The sequence below is a fragment of the Dietzia sp. SLG310A2-38A2 genome (genome assembly GCF_014145095.1).
In the GTDB taxonomy this organism is placed as follows: Bacteria; Actinomycetota; Actinomycetes; order Mycobacteriales; family Mycobacteriaceae; genus Dietzia.
The window spans coordinates 1-2,845 of sequence record NZ_JAALDX010000374.1; the positions used below are offsets into that span (position 1 = coordinate 1).

4 protein-coding genes are annotated in these 2,845 nt (G+C 68.0%); 2 read left to right on the top strand and 2 right to left on the bottom strand.

The window, feature by feature from the left end; all coding sequences use genetic code 11:
* Window positions 1-509: FUSC family protein (locus G6027_RS13135; RefSeq protein WP_182637562.1), on the bottom strand; the 509-nt coding region annotated here is incomplete at its 3' end.
* Window positions 466-882 carry a DUF3151 domain-containing protein gene (locus G6027_RS13140; protein WP_182637563.1) on the bottom strand — a complete coding sequence of 139 codons (417 nt, stop codon included), beginning with the start codon at window positions 880-882 and terminating at the stop codon, window positions 466-468. The genes G6027_RS13140 and G6027_RS13135, both read right to left, overlap by 44 nt.
* A 250-nt stretch (window positions 883-1,132) precedes the next feature.
* Here G6027_RS13140 and G6027_RS13145 point away from each other — a divergent pair, with 250 nt between their 5' ends.
* Window positions 1,133-2,554, top strand: a complete 1,422-nt coding sequence (locus G6027_RS13145; protein ID WP_182637564.1) for an NAD(P)-binding domain-containing protein — start codon at window positions 1,133-1,135, stop codon at window positions 2,552-2,554.
* 63 nt (window positions 2,555-2,617) lie between these two features.
* The coding region (locus G6027_RS13150; RefSeq protein WP_182637565.1) for a PhoD-like phosphatase N-terminal domain-containing protein at window positions 2,618-2,845 on the top strand (228 nt) is incomplete at its 3' end.

Below are 2,845 nucleotides of genomic sequence, written 5' to 3' on the forward strand. Positions count from 1 at the left end.
TCCGCCGCGTCGACCATCCGCTCGTAGCCACCCGCGCTGCCCGGGGGCAGGAGCGTGGCCACCAGGATCGCCGACGACGCGGCCTGCGTGCCCACCAGCGCCCCGCGGTCGAGGAAGACCGCCGCGGACATGGCCAACACCACCACCGCGGCGATCTGCCACGGGCCGGAGCCGATCTGGGCGATCAGCAGGTCGCCCAAACCCACGCCCACCACGACGCCGATCACCAGCTCGATGCCACGGCGGATCCGCCGCCCCATGCCGGTGCCCAGTGCCAGGGCGGCGGCGATGGGCGCGAAGAACGGCGCGGGGTGGCCCAATATGTCGTGCGCGAGGAACCAGGCGATCCCCGCGGCGAGGCCGCACTGCAGGATCGGGAGGAACGCGTACGCCAGCCGTCGGGTCCGCGTCCTCAGCGGGACCGGGAGCGCGCCGTAGACGCCCTGCGTACGGGCGTCTAGTCGGTCACGCCAGGCCGAGAGGCGCGGCGGCGTGCGGGTCCGACTCATTGACCAGGTCCAGACAACGGATGTACTCCTCCTCCTCGCCGATCGACTGCGCGGCGCGGGCCAAGGCGGCCACGCACCGCAGGAAGCCGCGGTTGGGCTCGTGGTCGAACGGCACCGGGCCGAAGCCCTTCCAGCCGTGACGACGCAGTTGGTCCAGGCCCCGGTGGTAACCGGTACGGGCGAAGGCGTAGGCGCTGATCACGTCGCCGGAGTCGAGCGCACGCTCGGCGAGCTCCGCCCAGGCGATCGATGCGGTGGGATGCGAGGCCGCCACGGTGCGCGGATCCTCACCGGCGGCGATGGCGTCCTCCGCCTCCGGGTCGCCGGTGAGACGGGTGGGCGGGGGGCCGAGGAGATCTCCGAACTGGGTCATGCCCCCCATTGTCCACGACTCAGCCCCGAACCCTCCCGACGCCAGCTTTTGTTAAGGTTCAGACACACGGCGCTCCGCCCGGAGCGCCGGGCCCCCGTGGAGGCCGGTCGAGAAGACCGCCGCTCCGGGGCGGAAATGGCGACTCCGGTGTCGAGGCACCAGCACGCGGTCTGAAGTGCTGTGGCGGAAGCTTCCACCGGTTCCCATCCGAGGAACTGAACTGAGGCCGACGTCGGCCGAAAGGGTATGTGTGTCCAGACAGCGAATCGCGATCATCGGGGCCGGACCGAGCGGCATGGCGGCACTGCGCGCCTTCGAATCAGCGCAACGAGCGGGGGCGAAGATCCCGGAGGTCGTCTGTTACGAGAAGCAGGACGACTGGGGCGGCCAGTGGAACTACGACTGGCGCTCCGGAACGGACAAGTACGGCGAGCCCGTGCATTCGTCCATGTACCGCAACCTGTGGTCCAACGGGCCCAAGGAGGCGCTGGAGTTCGCCGAGTACACCTTCGACGAGCACTTCGGTCGGCCGATCTCCTCGTATCCGCCGCGCGAGGTCCTGTGGGACTACATCGACGGTCGGGTGCGCAAGTCCAAGGTCAAAGACAAGGTGCAGTTCTCGACCGCGGTCCGCTGGGTGGACTACGACCGCGACCAGGACACCTTCACCGTCACCGTGGAGAACCTCAGGTCCGGTAAGACCACCTCGTCGGAGTTCGACCGGATCATCGTGTCCACGGGCCACTTCAGCTTCCCCAACGTCCCGGAGTTCGACGGGATCGAGACCTTCCCGGGGTCGGTGCAACACGCCCACGACTTCCGTGGTGCGGAGAAGCTGGCGGACAAGAGGGTGCTCCTGATCGGTGCCTCCTACTCCGCCGAGGACATCGGTGTGCAGGCCTTCAAGATGGGCGCCCGCTCGGTGACGATGTCCTACCGCACCGCGCCCATGGGCTACGACTGGCCCGACGGAATCGAAGAGCTGCCCCTCATCGAGCGGTTCGAGGGCGAGACCGTCCACTTCACAGGCGGTGAGACCCGCGAGTTCGACGCCGTGATCCTGTGCACCGGGTACCTGCACAAGTACCCGTTCCTGCCCGCGGACCTGTCCCTGAACTCCCCCAACAACATCTACCCCGCCGGTCTGTACCGCGGGGTGGTGTGGCAGAAGAACCCCAAGGTCTACTACCTGGGCGCGCAAGACCAGTGGTTCACGTTCAACATGTTCGACGCCCAGGCCTGGTACGTCCGCGACCTGATCATGGGCCGGGCCACGCTGCCGTCCGCCGAGCAGCGTGCCGCCCACATGAGGACGTGGCGTAGCCGCTTCCAGGAGCTGGACGGGGACGCGGACGACGTGCGCTTCCAGGCCGAGTACATCAGGGACCTCATCGAGGCCACGGACTACCCGATGTTCGATCTCGACGAGGTCGTGCGGATCTTCCTGGCCTGGAAGAAGGACAAGAAGAAGAACATCCTGACGTACCGGGACAAGCCGTACCCTTCCGTCCTGACTGGGACCATGGCCTCCGTCCACCACACCACGTGGCTCCAGGAGTTGGACGACTCCCTCGAGCGATACCTCTCCACGCCAGAGGAGACCGAGGTGGGTGCACTGGTTCGCGGCGCGGAGCCCGACGAGGAAAGGGAACTGACGGCCACGCAGGAATGAAGACCCGGTGACCAGTCGGGGCATTCGCTTCCACCCGATCAGAAAACACGTCAAGCTGGACACATGACCGTGTCTTCATCCCCCGAGACCTCCTCCACAGTCACCGGCCTCGACCGCCGGACCGTGCTCAGGGCGGGAGCGCTCGCCGGAGCCGCGGTGGGAACCACCGCACTCGCCGGCCGGTCCGCCGTCGCGGGTGCCCAGGTGGGCGTCTTCTTGCACGGCGTCGCGTCCGGCGACCCGATGCCCGATCGCGTCATCCTGTGGACGCGCGTCACCCCTGCCCCGGAC

Excerpts from the sequence above, each read along its gene's own strand:
- G6027_RS13140 (WP_182637563.1), bottom strand. The coding sequence starts at position 882 with ATGACCCAGTTCGGAGATCTCCTCGGCCCCCCGCCCACCCGTCTCACC.